The sequence below is a fragment of the Diaphorobacter sp. MNS-0 genome, assembly GCF_019602835.1.
Lineage (GTDB): Bacteria > Pseudomonadota > Gammaproteobacteria > Burkholderiales > Burkholderiaceae_C > Diaphorobacter > Diaphorobacter nitroreducens.
The window spans coordinates 1,600,721-1,615,406 of sequence record NZ_CP080761.1; the positions used below are offsets into that span (position 1 = coordinate 1,600,721).

Annotated in this window: 13 protein-coding genes; 7 read left to right on the forward strand and 6 right to left on the reverse strand. The window is 67.3% G+C overall.

The window, feature by feature from the left end; translation table 11 throughout:
* Nucleotides 1-231 precede the first annotated feature (231 nt).
* The 6 genes from K2L43_RS07765 to K2L43_RS07790 all read left to right on the forward strand — a co-directional run bounded on the left by K2L43_RS07765 (nucleotide 232) and on the right by K2L43_RS07790 (nucleotide 7,613).
* Nucleotides 232-720: a thioesterase family protein gene (locus K2L43_RS07765; RefSeq protein WP_015912986.1), complete on the forward strand. Its 489-nt coding sequence runs from the start codon at nucleotides 232-234 to the stop codon at nucleotides 718-720.
* 179 nt (nucleotides 721-899) lie between these two features.
* Complete coding sequence (gene pncB, locus K2L43_RS07770; protein ID WP_011805692.1) at nucleotides 900-2,096, forward strand: nicotinate phosphoribosyltransferase; 1,197 nt, start codon at nucleotides 900-902, stop codon at nucleotides 2,094-2,096.
* Between the two features lie 64 nt (nucleotides 2,097-2,160).
* Nucleotides 2,161-3,576 (forward strand): sodium:proton antiporter, encoded by a 1,416-nt coding sequence (locus K2L43_RS07775; protein ID WP_220638802.1) that lies wholly within the window; start codon nucleotides 2,161-2,163, stop codon nucleotides 3,574-3,576.
* Between the two features lie 79 nt (nucleotides 3,577-3,655).
* On the forward strand, nucleotides 3,656-4,660 hold the full coding sequence (locus K2L43_RS07780; RefSeq protein WP_220638803.1) for a D-glycerate dehydrogenase: 1,005 nt from the start codon (nucleotides 3,656-3,658) through the stop codon (nucleotides 4,658-4,660).
* A gap of 63 nt (nucleotides 4,661-4,723) precedes the next feature.
* Complete coding sequence (rmuC, locus tag K2L43_RS07785) at nucleotides 4,724-6,424, forward strand: DNA recombination protein RmuC (protein ID WP_220638804.1); 1,701 nt, start codon at nucleotides 4,724-4,726, stop codon at nucleotides 6,422-6,424.
* A gap of 1 nt (nucleotide 6,425) precedes the next feature.
* Entirely contained in the window at nucleotides 6,426-7,613 is a 1,188-nt protein-coding gene (locus tag K2L43_RS07790; RefSeq protein WP_047349170.1) for an MFS transporter, read from the forward strand.
* 54 nt (nucleotides 7,614-7,667) lie between these two features.
* On the opposite strand, the gene K2L43_RS07795 is transcribed toward K2L43_RS07790, so the two are convergent.
* The 5 genes from K2L43_RS07795 to K2L43_RS07815 all read right to left on the reverse strand — a co-directional run bounded on the left by K2L43_RS07795 (nucleotide 7,668) and on the right by K2L43_RS07815 (nucleotide 11,947).
* Nucleotides 7,668-8,531 (reverse strand): TIGR00730 family Rossman fold protein, encoded by an 864-nt coding sequence (locus tag K2L43_RS07795; RefSeq protein ID WP_011805687.1) that lies wholly within the window; start codon nucleotides 8,529-8,531, stop codon nucleotides 7,668-7,670.
* A gap of 131 nt (nucleotides 8,532-8,662) precedes the next feature.
* Nucleotides 8,663-9,058: a fluoride efflux transporter CrcB gene (gene crcB / locus K2L43_RS07800; RefSeq protein WP_015912991.1), complete on the reverse strand. Its 396-nt coding sequence runs from the start codon at nucleotides 9,056-9,058 to the stop codon at nucleotides 8,663-8,665.
* A 42-nt stretch (nucleotides 9,059-9,100) separates the two neighbouring features.
* On the reverse strand, nucleotides 9,101-10,405 hold the full coding sequence (locus K2L43_RS07805; RefSeq protein WP_220638805.1) for a TRAP transporter large permease: 1,305 nt from the start codon (nucleotides 10,403-10,405) through the stop codon (nucleotides 9,101-9,103).
* A 15-nt stretch (nucleotides 10,406-10,420) separates the two neighbouring features.
* On the reverse strand, nucleotides 10,421-10,930 hold the full coding sequence (locus K2L43_RS07810; RefSeq protein ID WP_220638806.1) for a TRAP transporter small permease: 510 nt from the start codon (nucleotides 10,928-10,930) through the stop codon (nucleotides 10,421-10,423).
* A 39-nt stretch (nucleotides 10,931-10,969) separates the two neighbouring features.
* Nucleotides 10,970-11,947 (reverse strand): TRAP transporter substrate-binding protein, encoded by a 978-nt coding sequence (locus K2L43_RS07815; RefSeq protein WP_015912994.1) that lies wholly within the window; start codon nucleotides 11,945-11,947, stop codon nucleotides 10,970-10,972.
* 203 nt (nucleotides 11,948-12,150) lie between these two features.
* Here K2L43_RS07815 and K2L43_RS07820 point away from each other — a divergent pair, with 203 nt between their 5' ends.
* Entirely contained in the window at nucleotides 12,151-12,723 is a 573-nt protein-coding gene (locus K2L43_RS07820; RefSeq protein WP_246867457.1) for a winged helix DNA-binding protein, read from the forward strand.
* A gap of 45 nt (nucleotides 12,724-12,768) precedes the next feature.
* Here the strand turns inward: K2L43_RS07820 and K2L43_RS07825 are convergent, their stop codons facing one another.
* A complete protein-coding gene (locus tag K2L43_RS07825; RefSeq protein ID WP_220638807.1) occupies nucleotides 12,769-14,592 on the reverse strand; it encodes a peptidase M14 in 1,824 nt (607 codons plus the stop codon).
* Between the last annotated feature and the right edge of the window lie 94 nt (nucleotides 14,593-14,686).

Consider the following 14,686-nt stretch of genomic DNA (forward strand, 5'->3'; position numbering starts at 1 on the left):
TTGAGACATCTGCCCTGACTGACCTGTGCGTCATGTTGCAGTGCAGCATGAGCCGAATTTTAGGGATCCTGTCGATAGGCGCAAGCATTTTTGTTGCAATGCAGCATTTTTAGGGGCAACTCCCAAAGTTCTGTTGGTTACATCTGGACCGGCGGTGGACTGCGCGCTGCCTATTACGAAGACAGGGGACAAGGGGAGGCCGCCGCTGGCCGCTGGCAGAATCAGCGCCTCATGAACACGTCCCTCTCTCCCTCAGGTGCGGCAGGCGCTGCAGGCACGGCCCAGCGGCCCCGGCCGCAGCCGCGCGAGGCCTACGCGGTGTTTCGCTCCATTGGTACACGCTGGATGGACAACGACGTCTATGGCCATGTGAACAACGTCGTGTACTACAGCTGGTTCGACACCGCGGTGAACGCCTACCTGATCGAGCAGGGCGCGCTGGACATCCATCACGGCGACACCATCGGGCTGGTCATCGAGACGCAGTGCAACTATTTCGCGTCGCTGGCGTTCCCGCAAACCATCGACGCCGGCATCCGTGTGGCGCGGCTGGGTGACACGAGCGTGCGCTACGAGGTCGGCCTGTTCGCCCAGGGCGAGGCCATGAGTGCGGCTTGCGGCCACTTCGTGCATGTGTACGTGGGACGGGACGACCGCCGTCCGCGTGCGCTGCCCGATCGGCTGCGCCAGGCACTGCAGCCCTTGTGCGTGGCGCGTTGATCGCGAGCGCGGCGCGCCGGCTTTCCCTGAGGGCTGCCGGGGCTGCGCGCCGGTTCGCGGCGGCCCGGGTGGGTTGATGCCAGAATCAGGGGCTCGCCGGCCCGGCCACGCGTGTGTGGCGGCGCGGCGAATCCCCATCGCCATGTCCAGTAGCGGGACAGTCTGCCCCGCGCGCATCCATGATCATCACCAGCCTGCTCGACACCGACCTGTACAAGTTCACCATGATGCAGGTGGTGCTGCACCAGTTTCCGGGCGCGCAGGTGGAGTACCGCTTCAAGTGCCGCAACCCGGGTGTGGAGCTGGCGCCCTTCGTCAGCGAGATCCGCGACGAGATCCGCGCGTTGTGCAGCCTGCAGTTCCAGGACGCGGAGCTGGCCTACCTGCGCTCGCTGCGCTTCATCAAGAGCGACTTCGTCGACTTCCTGGGGCTGTTTCGCCTCAACGAGAAGTACATCCGCGTGAGCGCGCTGCCCTCGGGCGAGATCGACATCACCATCACCGGGCCCTGGCTGCACACCATCCTGTTCGAGATCCCGGTGCTGGCGATCGTGAACGAGGTGTACTTCCGCAACACGCAGAAGGTGCCCGACTTTCCCGAGGGGCGCCGCCGGCTCGAAGCCAAGATCGGCCAGCTGCAGCAGCCGGGGTTGGACAGTCTCAAGATTGCCGACTACGGCACGCGTCGGCGCTTTTCGCGCGCCTGGCACGAGGAGGTGCTGCGCGTTCTGTGCGTGCGCCTGGGCTCTGACGACCGGCGCGGCGCGCCGGGGCAGTTTGCGGGCACGAGCAACGTGTTGTACGCAATGAAGCTGGGCGTGACGCCGCTGGGCACCATGGCGCACGAATACCTGCAGGCCTGCCAGTCCCTCGGCCCGCGGCTGCGCGACAGCCAGGTGTTCGGCTTCGAGATGTGGGCCAAGGAATACCGCGGCGACCTGGGGATCGCGCTGTCCGACGTGTACGGCATGAGCGCCTTCCTGCGCGACTTCGACCTGTACTTCTGCAAGCTGTTCGATGGCGCGCGCCACGACAGCGGCGATCCCTTCGCATGGGGCGAGCGGCTGCTGCAGCACTACCGCGACAACCGCGTGGACCCGTTGACCAAGACGCTGATCTTCAGCGACGCGCTGACCGTGCCTCGCATCATCGAGCTGTACCAGCGCTTCAACGGCCGCTGCCAGTTGGCGTTCGGCATCGGCACCAACCTGACCAACGACCTGGGCTACGAGCCACTGCAGATCGTGATCAAGATGACGCGCTGCAACGGCCAGCCCGTGGCCAAGCTGTCGGACGCACCCGGCAAGAACATGTGCAACGACGAGAAATACCTGGCTTACCTGCGCCAGGTGTTCGAGATTCCCTCGCCGCAGTGAGCGCGCGCCTGGCGCCGCCGGCGGCATTTCAACTTTCCCAAGAACGACCCGAGGAGACCTGTCCATGAACCCCATCCGCACCCTGGCCCTTGGGCTGCTGTGCCTGGCACCCGCGCTGGCGGGGGCGGCGGAGATCGACGGCAGCCAGCTGTCGGTGCTGTGGGGTGTCCCGTTTGCCGGCGTGCTGTTGAGCATTGCGCTGCTGCCGTTGCTGGCGCCGCTGTTCTGGCACCACCACTTCGGCAAGGTCACCGCCGCGTGGGCGCTGGCGTTTCTGGTGCCGTTTGCCGTGGTCTTTGGCCCCGGCGTGGCGGCGGCGGGCTTCGCGCATGCGCTGGTCGCGGAATACCTGCCCTTCGTGATCCTGCTCACGGCGCTGTTCACCGTGGCCGGTGGTATCTATATCCGTGGCAATCTGCACGGCAGCCCGGCCCTGAATGCCGGCTTTCTCGCCGTGGGCGCGGTGCTGGCCAGCTTCATGGGCACCACGGGCGCGTCCATGCTGCTGATCCGTCCGCTGATCCGCGCCAACGACAACCGCAAGCATGTGGCGCACGTGGTGGTGTTCTTCATCTTCATCGTCTCCAACGCCGGCGGCTCGCTCACGCCGCTGGGCGATCCGCCGCTGTTCCTGGGCTTCCTCAAGGGCGTGGATTTCTCCTGGACGGCGCGGCACGTGTTTCCGGAAACGCTGTTCCTCATCGGCGTGCTGCTGGTGCTGTTCTATGTAATGGACAGCTGGTACTACCGCCAGGCGGGTGAAGTCAGCCGCACCGACCCCACCCCCGATTCGGCACCGGCCGCGCTGGGTTTTGACGGCAAGATCAATTTCGTGCTGCTGCTGGCTGTGGTGGGGCTGGTGCTGCTCAGCGGCATTTGGAAGTCGCCCGTGGAATGGGTGATAGCCGGCACGCCGCTGGGCCTGCCCGGCCTGGTGCGCGATGCGGGGCTGATCGCGGTGACCGTGGCATCGCTGGCGCTGACGCCGCGGCAAGTGCATGCAGACAACCAGTTCGGCTGGGGCCCGATGCAGGAGGTGGCCAAGCTGTTCGCGGGCATCTTCCTGACCATCATTCCCGTCATTGCCATGCTCAAGGCCGGCGTGAACGGGCCTTTCGGCGCCATCGTCTCCGCCGTCACGCGGCCCGACGGCTCGCCCGATCCGGCGATGTATTTCTGGGCCACCGGCCTGCTCAGCTCGTTCCTGGACAACGCGCCCACCTACCTGGTGTTCTTCAACACGGCCGGCGGCGATGCGGCCACGCTGATGACCACGCATGCCGCCACGCTGGCCGCCATCTCGGCGGGCGCCGTGTTCATGGGCGCCAACACCTACATCGGCAACGCGCCCAACCTCATGGTCAAGGCGATTGCGGAGGACCGCGGCGTGAAGATGCCCAGCTTCTTCGGCTACATGCTGTGGTCGTGCGGCATCCTGGTGCCGCTGTTCGTCGTGATGACCTTCATCTGGTTGCAATGAGCCCGGGCCTGAACCGCGGGGTGCCTCGGCACGGCCCCGCGTTCAGGCTGCCGACACCTGACCGAAAGGAGCACTTCCCATGTCCAAGCCCCACATCCTCGTCGCGCGCAAGATCTTCCCCGAGGTCATTGAGCGCCTGACGCAGCATTTCGAGGTGTATGCCAACCAGGACGACAACCTGTGGACGCAGGCCGAGCTCATCGAGCGGCTGCAGGGCAAGGACGGCGCGTTGCTCACCGGCACTCAGCCGGTGAACGCCGAGCTGCTGGCCGCCTGCCCGCAGCTGCGCATCGCGGCCAACATGACGGTGGGCTACAACAACTTCGACATCGCCGCGATGACCGCCGCCGGCGTGCAGGGCACCAACACGCCCGACGTGCTGACCGAGACCACGGCCGATTTCGGCTTTGCGCTGCTCATGGCCACGGCGCGGCGCATCACGGAGAGCGAGCATTACCTGCGCGCCGGCCAGTGGACGCGCTGGAGCTACGACATGTTCGCCGGCTGCGAGGTGCATGGCAGCACGCTGGGCATCCTGGGCATGGGCCGCATCGGGCAGGGCATTGCCAAGCGTGGGGCGCATGGCTTTGGCATGAACGTGATCTACCACAACCGCTCGCGCCTGTCGCCCGCGCTGGAGGCCGAATGCAAGGCGCGTTACGTGGGCAAGGACGAGCTGCTGGCCCAGGCCGACCACCTCGTGCTGGTGCTGCCCTACACGCCCGAGTCGCACCACGCCATCGGCGCGGCCGAGATCGCGCGCATGAAGCCTACGGCCACGCTGATCAACATCGCGCGCGGCGGCATCGTGGATGACGCGGCGCTGGCCCAGGCTTTGAAAGACCGTCGCATCGCTGCCGCAGGGCTGGACGTATTCGAAGGCGAGCCCGCGGTGCACCCCGCGTTGCTGGAAGTGCCCAACGTGGTGCTCACCCCGCACATTGCCAGCGCCACCGTGCCCACACGCCTGGCCATGGCGCACAAGGCGGTGGACAACCTGATCGCGTTCTTCGAGGGGCGGGGCGCCCTCACGCCCGTCAACACGCCCGTCAACACGCCGGTGAGCACGCTGGGCAAGATTTGAATGAAATCAGCCTGTAGCGCTTGATAGACAAGCGCTGGAAGCTATTTTTTTGATAGTGGAAAAATGACATTGGAAATGACTGCAGCACTGGTTTTACTGGTGCTCACCGTGGCGTTGCTGGCGGTGCTGCTGTTGCGCCGCCCGCGCGTTGACCTGCCGCCCGAATGGCTGGTGCGCCTGCAGACGCTGGAATCTTCGGTGCAGGCCACGCAGCTGGCCGTGGCCAAGAATGATGGTGCCCTCGATGCCATGGCCCAGCAGCTGCGCGGGTTCACCCAGACCACGCAGGCCCTGCTGGACGAGCGGCTGGCGCTGGCCGCGCAGGAGTCGCGCACCAGCCGCGGCGAGCTGCAGGCGTCGTTTGCCGCGCTGCAGTCGCGTCTGGAGCAGCACCTGGCGCAGGCGCGCGCCGATGCCGCCGTGGCCCGCAAGGAGCAGGCGGATGCGCTGGCCGCCTTTCGTGCCGAGCTGAGCCAGACGGCGCAGGCGCTGGCGGCCGACAGCCTCAAGTCGCGCGACGCCATGGCCGAGAGCACGCAGCTCTTCGGCCAGCGCATCCAGGAGCGCTTCGAGGCGCTGAGCGGCACCACGCGCGGCACGCTGGACTCGCTCAAGGGCGACATCCAGGGCCAGTTGGGCACCATGTCGGGCGCGCTGCGCGACCAGCTGGAAGGCACCACGCACCAGTTGCGCAGCCAGTTCTCGGCCCTGCAGGAGTCCATGGGGCAGCAGCTGTCCGGCCTGGTCGCCAGCAGCCAGAACAATGCCGAGGCGCTGCGGGGCGCGCTCAACGAGCGCCTGGCCGCCATCCAGGGCGACAACGCCGCCAAGCTGGAGGAGATGCGCCGCACCGTGGACGAAAAGCTGCACGCCACGCTGGAGCAGCGCCTGGGCGAGTCCTTCAAGCTGGTGAGCGACCGGCTGGAGCAGGTGCACAAGGGCCTGGGCGAGATGCAGACGCTGGCCGGCAGCGTCGGCGACCTGAAGCGCGTGATGACCAACGTGAAGACGCGCGGCACCTGGGGCGAAATGCAGCTGGGCGCGATCATCGACAACGTGCTCACGCCCGAGCAGTTCGCCCGCAACGTCAAGACCATGCCGGGCAGCGACGATCTGGTGGAGTTTGCCATCCGCCTGCCGGGCAAGAGCGACGAGCAGCCCGTGTGGCTGCCCATCGACTCCAAGTACCCCGTGGAGCACTACCAGCGCCTGCTGGACGCGCAGGACACGGCGGACAAGCTCGCGATCACGGCGGCGGGCAACGCCTTCGAATCCTCCATCCGCCTGGAAGCCAAGAAGATCTTCAGCAAATACGTGGCGCCTCCGTACACCACCGACTTCGCGGTGCTCTACCTGCCCACCGAAGGGCTGTTTGCCGAAGTCATGCGCCGCCCCGGGCTGGTCGAGGCGGTGCAGAACGACTGCCGCGTGATGATCACCGGGCCTGCCAATCTGGCGGCCATGCTCAGCAGCTTGCAGATGGGCTTCAAGACGCTGGCCATCGAGAAGCGCTCGTCCGAGGTGTGGAGCGTGCTGGGCCAGGTGAAGACCGAGTTCGCCAAGTTCGGCGACGTGGTGGAGGCCACGCGCAAGTCCATCGACGCGGCGGCCAAGAAATTCGAGCAGGTGGATGTGCGCACACGTGCCATCCAGCGCAAGCTGCGCGGCGTGCAGGAGCTGCCCGCGCCGGAGCCGGCGGCGGGGCAGGGCGATGCAGAGGGTGCACCCTTGCCGGACCTGCTGATCGAAGACGAAGGCGAGTGACTTGAATCTGGCGCTTGCGCGGCTGATCGCTGGCCAGATCTGCATCCACGCCAGCATGGCGGGCATGCGCATGGCCGCGCCGCTGCTGGCGCTGCGCGAGGGCTACAGCGCGGCGGCCGTGGGCGTGCTGCTGGCGCTGTTCGCGCTCACGCAGGTGTTCCTGGCGCTGCCGGCGGGACGCTATGCCGACCGCCATGGGCTCAAGCGCCCGGTGCGCCACGCGGTCGTCGCGGCCGTCCTGGGTGCCGGCGCGGCGCTGGTATGGCCGACGTTTGCGGTGCTGTGCGCTGCGGCACTGCTCACCGGTGGCGCCACGGGGGCTGCCACGATCGCCTTGCAACGCCACGTGGGTCGCGCCGCGCACGGCGGCACGCAGCTGCGCCAGGTCTTCAGCTGGCTGGCCATCGGGCCGGCGGTGTCCAACTTCGTGGGCCCGTTCTGCGCGGGGCTGCTGATCGATCACGCGGGTGCGCAGGCGGGCGCGACCATGGGCTTTCGCGCGGCCTTCGCGCTCATGGCGGTATTGCCGTTGGCCACCTGGTTCTGGGTGCGCGGCACGCAGGAGATGCCGCCAGTGGTGGCCGCGGAGGACGGCACGCGCGCGCGGGCCTGGGACCTGCTGGCCGAGCCCGGCTTTCGGCGGCTGCTCATCGTGAACTGGCTGCTGTCGTCGTGCTGGGACGTGCACACCTTCGTGGTGCCGCTGCTGGGGCATGAGCGGGGGCTGTCGGCCTCGGTGATCGGCTCCATCCTCGGCGCGTTCGCGATTGCCGCCGCGGTGATCCGCGTGCTCATGCCGCTGGTGGCCGACCGGCTGCGCGAATCCACCGTGGTCACCGGCGCCATGGTGGCGACGGCACTGCTGTTCGCGGTCTATCCGCTGCTGCCGACGGCCGTGACGCTGGGAGCGTGCTCGGTGCTGCTGGGGTTCGCGCTGGGCTCGGTGCAGCCCATGATCATGAGCATGCTGCACCAACTCACGCCCCCGCACCGCCATGGCGAGGCACTGGGTCTGCGGCTGATGGCGATCAACGGCTCCAGCGTGGTGATGCCGCTGCTGTTTGGCACCGCGAGCGCGCTGGTGGGGCTGAGTGGCCTGTTCTGGGCCGTGGGCGCCACCGTGGGGCTGGGTGCGCGCGTGGCCTGGCGGTTGCGCGGCGAGGCGCCGGCCCCTCCGCCGCATCCCTGACAGGCCTGGATTTGCAAGGCGGTCCGCAGGGTGCGCCGCGCCGCCGGTGCGCGGTCAGAGTTCGTAGAACGTGCGGATGATGCTCCAGGCCTCGGCTGGGTCGTCGGTGTAGTGGAACAGCTGGAGGTCCTCGGGCGAGATCGTGCCTTGCTCCACGAGCGCCTCGAAGTTGATCAGCTTCTTCCAGAAGGCCACGCCGAACAACACGATGGGCACGGGCTTGGCCTTGCCGGTCTGCACCAGCGTGAGCACCTCGAACAGTTCGTCCAGCGTGCCGAAGCCGCCAGGGAACAGCACCAGGGCCTTGGCGCGCATCATGAAGTGCATTTTGCGCAGCGCGAAATAGTGGAACTTGAACGACAGCGAGGGCGAGATGAAGCGGTTGCCGCTTTGCTCGTGCGGCAACGAGATGTTGAGGCCCACGTTGAGTGCCCCTGCGTCGTGCGCACCGCGGTTGGCCGCCTCCATGATGCCCGGGCCGCCGCCGGTGCAGATGTACAGGCGCTCGGCGGGCGGGCGGCTCTCGCTGTACTCGGCCACCAGGCGTGCGAACTGGCGGGCCTGGTCGTAGTAATAGGCGTTCTTCACCGCACGCTCGGCGCGCGCAATGCGCTCGGTATCGCCGCTGGCGCGTGCATCGGCCAGTTGCTGCTCGGCCGCTTCGGGCGAGATGAAGCGTGCGCTGCCGTACACCACGACGGTGTGCTCGATGCCCTGCGCCGTCTGGCCCAGGTCGGGCTTCAGCAGTTCCAGTTGAAAACGGATGCCGCGCGTCTCGCGGCGCAGCATGAACTCGGGGTCGGCGAAGGCGAGGCGGTAGGCGTCGGCGTGCAGCGGATTGCCGGCAACGGCGTAGTTGTGCAGCTCGGCCCAGGCATGCGCCAGGCGGCTGTCTTGAAGGTCGGTATTGGCTTGCATGGATGATTTTTCAGTGGAGGCGGCTGTCTGTGGGGCAGTCGCCGGGGTGCGCAGTGTAGCGGGGGGATTTTAATGAAAATGGCCTGTAGCGCTTATGTATCAAGCGCTAGCAGCTATTAAATTAATAGTGATCAAGCGCCTTGCCGCGCGCCCGCCCACAGCCAGGGCAGGCTGTGCAGCCCGGCCCAGGTCATGCACAGCGAGCCGGCCACATGCAGCGCACACAGGCCCAGGGCCTGCGCCAGGCGCTGCTGCTGCAGCAGCCCGACCACTTCGGCCGAGAAGGTGGAGAAGGTGGTCAGCGCCCCCAAAAAGCCCGTGATGAGCAGCGCGCGCCATACCGGGTCCAACTGCGGCAGTGCCTGGAACAGCGCCAGGCACAGGCCGATGAGGTAGCCGCCGATGAGGTTGGCCGCGAGCGTGCCCCAGGGCAGCAGCGCGCCCTGCGTGTTGAGCCACAGGCCCAGCCGCCAGCGCGCGAGCGCGCCGGCGCAGGCACCGGCGCAGATGGCAAGAACGTGGAACATCGGCGCATTGTAGGGAGGCGCTGCCGAGCGGCGGCGGCCTGGTCAACGCGCCGTCATTTGCTGCGGGAGCCAGGTCACGATGCCCGGAAACACATAGATCAGCGTGACGGCCGCGCACATCAGCAGGAACATGGGAGCGGTCACGCGGGCGATCCACGGCAGCTGCTTGCCCGTCATGCCCTGCAGCACGAACAGGTTGAAGCCCACGGGCGGGGTGATCTGCGCCATCTCCACCACCAGCACGACGAAGATGCCGAACCAGATCGGGTCGATGCCCGCTGCGCTCACCGTGGGCATCAGCACGCCCATGGTCAGCACCACCATGGAGATGCCGTCCAGGAAGCAGCCCAGCACGATGTAGAACACGGCCAGCGCCACCACCAGTTGCGCCTGGCTCAGCCCCAGCGAAGAGATCCATTCCGCCAGGTGCCGTGGCAGGCCGATGTAGCCCATGGCCAGCGTGAGAAAGGCCGCGCCCGCGAGGATCAGCGCGATCATGCAGTACAGCCGCGTGGCGCCCATGAGCGCGTCGCGAAAGCTCGCCCAGTTCAGCGACCCCTGCGCCGCGGACAGCACCAGCGAGCCCACCACGCCCACGGCCGCGGCTTCGGTGGCGGTGGCGATGCCCGTGTAGATGGAGCCCAGCACCGCGGCGATGAGCAGCACCACGGGAATCAGCGCGCGCGATTCGCGCAGCTTGTCCACCAGGCCCATCTGCCGGTCTGCCGCTGGGACCTGGTCGGGGTGGCGCAATGCCCAGAACATGATGTAGCCCGAGAACAGCGCGGCCAGCAGCACCCCGGGCAGCACGCCGGCAATGAACAGCTTGGAGATCGATACCTCGGCCGTCACGCCGTAGACGATCATGATGATCGAGGGCGGGATCAGCAGGCCCAGCGTGCTGGCGCCGGCCAGCGTGCCGATGACCATCTTCTCGGGGTAGCCGCGGCGCGTGAGCTCGGGCAGCGTCATCTTGCCGATGGTGGCGCAGGTGGCGGCGCTGGACCCCGACACGGCGGCAAAGATGGTGCAGCCCACCACGTTGGTGTGCAGTAGCCGCCCGGGCAGGCCCTGCACCCACGGGGCCAGGCCCTTGAACATGTCTTGCGACAGCCGCGTGCGAAACAGGATCTCGCCCATCCAGATGAAGAGGGGCAGGGCGGTGAGCGTCCAGCTCGACGAGGAGCCCCAGATGGTCACCGCCATGGCGTCGCCCGCGGGGCGCGAGGAAAACAATTGCATGCCGATCCAGGCCACGCCCGAGAGCGTGAGCCCGATCCACACGCCGCTGCCCAGGATCAGGAACAGCGACAGGATCAACAGGCCGGTGATGGCAAGGTCACTCATGAAGGCGTCTTCCGGTCATTCGTTGCGCAGGGCTTCGCCCGGCCTGGCGCCCGCGCGCCGGCCCAGGAGCTGCAGCACCAGCTCGTCCACGAAGGCAATCGCCATCACCACCGCGCCTACGCCCATGGACAGCTGCGGCAGCCACAGCGGCGTGGCGTCGCTGCTGGTGGAGATGTCGTTGAACGCATGCGACTGCCAGGCCAGCCGCACGCTGTAGTACGCGAACAGCACGGCCAGCAGCGTGCCCAGGGCCAGCGCGAACAGCTCCAGCGCCTGGTGCGCGCGCCCCTTGAGGGCGCTCAGCACCAGCGTCACGCGGATGTGCTCGCCGCGCTTGAGGGTATGCGCCAGCGCCAGAAAGCCCGCAGCTGCCATGAGGTAGCCCGCATAGGCGTCGATGCCCGGTACATGGAAGCTGAGCTGCCGGCTCACGATGGACAGCAGCACGGCGCACAGAAGCGCCACCATGCACAGCGCCGCCAGCGCGGCGGCGCCGTCATAGAGGAAGTTCAACAGGCGTCGCATCGTGGTCTGGCGCGTGGAGGCTCTCTGGGCGGGGAGGTGTTACTTGCGGTAGGCGTCGATCAGCGCCTTGCCGTCGGGCCCGGCCTTGTCCAGCCATTCCTTGAGCATGGTGTCGCCCACCTTGGCCATGTCTGCCTTCAGCTGGCTGCTGGGCGGCACTACCTGCATGCCCTCGGCCTTGAGCTTGGCCAACGTGTCCTCGTTCACGCGGCGGCTGGCGGCCCAGCCGCGGGTCTCCGCGTCGGCGGCGGCCTTGAGCACGGCTTCCTGCACGGGCTTGTCCAGCGCATCGAACGCCTTCTTGTTCATGATGAGCGCGTTCTTGGGCAGCCAGGCCTGGGTGTCGTAGTAATACTTGAGGTGCTCGTAGAGCTTGCTGTCCACGCCCGTCGCGCCCGAGGTCATGGTGGACTCCACCACGCCGGTGGCGAGCGCTTGCGAGAACTCGGCGGCCTGCACCGTCACCGGCTGCGCGCCCACCAGCTCGGCGATGCGCGCGGTGGCGGGGCTGTAGGCGCGCCACTTGATGCCCTTCAGATCGGCGGCGTTGTTCACGGGCTTCTTGGTGTAGATGCCTTGTGGCGGCCAGGCCACGGCGTACAGCAACACCATGCCTTGCTCGGCCAGCTTCTTCTCCAGGAACGGCTTTTGCGCCTTGTACAGCTTCATCGACGCGTCGTAGCTGTCAGCCAGGAAGGGCAGGCCGTCCACGCCGAAGATCTGCCATTCGTTCTGGAAGTTAGCGAGCAGGATCTCGCCGAGCTGCGCCTGCGCGCCCTGCACGGCGCGCTTGATCTCGGGCGCTTTGAACAGTGCGGCGTTGGCATGCAGCGTGATCTTGAGCTTGCCTCCTGACCCCTTGTCCACGTCGCTGATGAACTGCGCCAGGTTCTCCGTGTGGAAATTGGTGGCCGGGTAGGCGGCGGCCAGGTCCCACTTGGTCTGGGCATGCAGGGCGGGGGCGCACAGGCCGGTGAGGGCAGCCAGTGCAACGGCGGCAAGGTTTCGACGCTTCATCTCGGGGGTCTCCGCAAGGGTTGAGAAGAGAGGGGGCTCAGCGCGTTCACTGTAGCGGGGGCCACAGGGAAACGGCCTAGGTGATTCACCTGAATGTCGATAAATTGCCGGCAAATCATCGGGCTGCTCCCTACAATCAATCGACATGCACATCCCATGCCAATGCCATCTGTCGCTTTTGGCGCAGTCCTCGGAGTGAAACCATGACCGCAGCCGCCAGACCCAAGTCCCCAGCCCCCGCTGCCACTGCCAAGGTGGGCAAGGCCGCCAAGGCGCGCGGGCCCATCGTGTCGTCCGCGCATCTGGTGTCGGACCGCAGTGCGGAGATGAGCGAGTTCGAGTTCGGCCTCATCGTCGCGGGCAATGCGTTCCACCGCTGGGTGGTGCACTGCATGGCCGCGGCCGGTCTGCGCGACCTCACGCCGCTGGACGTGGTGGTGCTGCACCACGTGACGCACCGCGCACGCGACAAGCGGCTGGCCGACATCTGCTTCATCATGAACGTGGAAGACACGCACGTGGTGAACTACTCGCTCAAGAAGCTGCTGGCGCTGGGCGTGGTGGCCTCCAGCAAGAACGGCAAGGAAGTGACCTACGCCGCCACCGAGGCGGGCCGCGCCCATGTGCAGCGCTACCGTGAGATCCGCGAGAGCTGCCTGATCGATGCGCTGAATGCCGACGACGGCCTGAACCGCGACATTGGCGAGCTGGCGCGCCTGCTGCGCGTGCTGTCCGGCATGTACGACCAGGCGGCCCGTGCCGCGGCGTCCATGTGAGAAATGCTATTTATTTGATAGCTGTTAGCGCTTGTCGGTAAAGCGCTAGAGGCCTGTTTGGCTTGAAGTGCCGACGGGCGATGGCAGATGCGTGGCAATGTCTTGCCAGGCCTGCACGGCGGCCAGGGCGGTGTGCATCTGCACCGTGTGCGCAAAGCGGAAGGCGTCGCCGTGCACCGTCTCGTCGGGGAACTCGGTGATCAGCGTCACCGGCGCATCGTGCGACGTCTGCGACTGCATGCAGGCGATGCCATCCAGCACCTCGAAGGGCAGCGGGCCTGCGTGGTGCTCGTAGAGGGCCCGCTGGCGTGCGTTGAAATCTGCCAGCCCCGGCACTTGCCGCAGGCGCGCGCACACGGCCTCCAGCAGCGCACGCGCGGGCTGCTGCCAGCCGGCGTGGTAGCGCAGGATGAGGAAGAACCCCTTGGGCAGCATCCACTGCTCGAATCCACGCGGCACATAGCCCGACAGCGGTCGCGTCCACTCATGCGCGGGGTAGCCATGCAGGTTCACATGCAGTTGCGCGCCCGACAGCGCCAGCGCGGACTGGCGGGCCTCGCGCTCGTAGAGCGGCGCGTGGTCGCGGTATTCCACATCGTCGCCCAGCGCGGTGTAGCGCGCGGCATGGTGCATGTGGCTCGGGTGGCGGGCGCACAGCGCGCGGTGCAGAGCGTAGCCGTCGGGGTTCTCCAGCGCGATCAGCGCGAAGTGCGCGCCGGGTTGCGCCTGCAGCACTTCGGCGGCGCGCAGCGCGCCCACGATGCCCGATGTCTCGTTGGCATGCTGGCCCGCACTGATGAACACCGGTGCCTGCGTGCCCGCGTGGTACTGCCCCCATACGGTGCGTCCCTGACGTGACCGGGCACTGAAACGTTGCGCTGGCCAGGCGTGCAGGGTCTGGGTGATGCGATCAGGGGCAGGGGACTCGGCCAGCGTCGCCAAACTGTCCGGGGCGTGGGCCGTTGGGTGGGCTGGCAGGTCGTCGGCGCACGCCGCGAAGGGCAGCAGGTCCACCTGTACGTGCGGAGCGCCGTCGCCCGCGCGCACGTCGGGCACGATCTGCCCGGGCTGCAACCGGCGGTCGCCCACGGGGCGGCCGCTGTGCTGTTGGAAGAACTCCAGCAGCGTGAAGTACAGGTCCTCGTGCAGCGCCTCCAGGGTGCTTATGGTCTCGCCGGTGGCGCCCACGGGCTGCTCGTAGCCCGGCAGGTCCACGCGCAGCAGCAGGCGGTCGAAGTACGGCTCATGGTCCGGCCACGCGTGACTGCGCACCGCCTGCACCGCCGCGGCGAAGGCCTGCTCGTAGTCGGTGCATACGGCGGTGTCGATCAGGTCGGCAGCGCCTTCCTGTGTGCCCACGCGCAGCCAGCCGGTGGGCGAGAGCACCGTGGCGCCCGTCATGTCGGCGTGTACGCGGTTGGGTGCGTGCACGTGCTGCACGGTGCGGGTGCCGTCGCGCAGCTCCAGTTCCACGTGGTAGCCGCCACTGGCGTCGTCGTGGGGCTCCATGTGCAAGATGCTGCCCCCCAGCAGGGCGGCGAGCGGATAGGCCTCCAACCGAAAGCGCTGTGCAGGCCCGTGCGCCGCCAGCGGGTAGCGCACGCGGGCCTGCACCACTTGGGTGCAATCCACGTGGTCCATGAAATGCTGTACCAGCGGCTTGTAGGCACTGTGAAAGCGGGCATGCACGCCTGCGGCCGCCAGCTGCTGCGCCGCAGCAAGGCGCGCGGCCTGGCTTTCGAACACCCAGCCTTCCACGTGGCAGCCGCGCCAGCGCGGCTCGCCAAAGCGCTGTACCCAGGCGTGCAGCGTGCGCTCCAGTGGCAGGTCAAGCAGCCGGGAACCTGTGGCGGCGGGCGGTTGGGTCATATGCGTGGGGGGGTGGTGAATATCCGGTATGGATCATGCAGGCTTGCAGATAAATTATCGGTAAATTGTGGGTTCTTTCTCCGCAATGTTTCAC